Below are 1,498 nucleotides of genomic sequence, written 5' to 3'. Positions count from 1 at the left end.
TGTGAGTGCTGGCTGTCAAGGGCAGGGTGAGGCGCCGCCGGGTCGGGTGACCTGGCGGCGCCTCGTCGGTCTCGGGTGGGTGACTGCTTCGCAGCGTGTCTTGGCGACGCGCGGTCGAGACTGATATGCGCGGGTTGGTTACCGCATGACGGCGTTCGGCAGGAGCGCTCCGCTTCTCTGAGGTCGAGCGTCACCAGTCGGTCTGGTGGCTCACAGTCGAAACGTGGGTCGGCTCCTCGCGCTGCACGTCGCAGTCGGCTCAAGCCCGAGACCGGGCTTGGCGGGGCGCGGGCCTATTCCAGGATGGCCAGGGACCAGCACCAGCCGGCGAGCTCGCGGGCGATGGCGGTGTTGGCGATGGTGTGCTTCTTGCCGCGTGCGGCGTAGCGGACCCACTGTCGGTGGAGCCGCTGGTTGCCGGCGTGGCCACGGGCCCGAGCCGCTGGGGTGGCTTGGTCCCAGCGGGCCTGGAGCACCGTGCCCACCTTGTACTGAGCCTTGTGGTGCCAGGCGGCCTCGATCAGCAGCCGACGGGCGTGGCTGTTGCCGGTCTTGGTGATCCCACCTTGGCGACGTGAGTCGCCGCTGGAGTGCTCGGCGGGCACCAGACCGAGGTAGGCGCCGATGCTCGCGCCGTTGAACCGGTCCCAGTCGCCGAGCTCGACAGCCAGCGCGAAACCGGTCAGGGTCGAGATCCCGCGCAGGCAGCACAGTCGCCGGGTGGTGGCGGTGAACTCGCTGTCGGCGGCCATCGCGCTGATGGCGTCGTCGAGCCGGTCGCGTCGGATCAGGGCGAAGTCGACGGCTTCCCGGTCGGCGTCGTAGGCGGCCTGGGTGCCGGGCTGGTCGAAGCGGACCGAGTTCAGCCAGACGGTGTGCTTGGCGGTCCACGCGGCCCCGCCGTAGTAGACGTGTCCGTGGCGCAGTAGCAGCTTGGAGACCCGGTGCCGGGCCCGCATCAGGTCACCGCGGACGTCCTCGCGGGCGCGGACCAGGTCGCGGGCGGCCTCCTCGGTGATGGAGGGGACACGGACCGGGACGATCTGCCCGACCTGGAGCAGCTGGGCCAACAGCAGCGCGTCCTTGGCGTCGGTCTTGACCCGGTCACCGGCCGGACGGTTCAGCTTCGAGGGCGCGGCCACCTCGCACCTGATCCCGGCCGCGGTGATCGCCCGGTACAGACCGAACCCCGTCGGCCCTGCCTCGTAAGTGGTGGCGACCGGGCCCGGCAGCCCGCGCAGCCACTCGATGACAACCTCGCTGGCCGGGACCAGTCGCTGCCTGAACACCTCACCGGTCACCGCGTCCAGCCCGGTCGCCATCACCGACCGTGCGTGCACATCCAGCCCGACACTCGTACGCTCTTTGATCACCGGGGCCTCCTATGCCTGTGGATAGGTCGAGCAGGCCACTCCTGCCCGACAACCCACGTACATGCATGTGAGAGGCCCCGGCCCGCAACCCCCTCAGGCCGAGGCGGTCACGTCATACCGTCTGA

At 70.2% G+C, this 1,498-nt stretch carries 1 protein-coding gene; it reads right to left on the bottom strand.

The features are described from left to right. Positions 1–293: 293 nt before the first annotated feature. Positions 294–1,373: an IS110 family RNA-guided transposase gene (locus G514_RS0110660; RefSeq protein ID WP_028651734.1), complete on the bottom strand. Its 1,080-nt coding sequence runs from the start codon at positions 1,371–1,373 to the stop codon at positions 294–296. Positions 1,374–1,498 lie beyond the last annotated feature (125 nt).

Origin of the sequence: Nocardioides halotolerans DSM 19273, assembly GCF_000422805.1 — a bacterium.
Taxonomy (GTDB): domain Bacteria; phylum Actinomycetota; class Actinomycetes; order Propionibacteriales; family Nocardioidaceae; genus Nocardioides; species Nocardioides halotolerans.
Note: the sequence above shows the minus strand (reverse complement) of the source record. Positions and strands in the feature narration are given on the sequence as shown.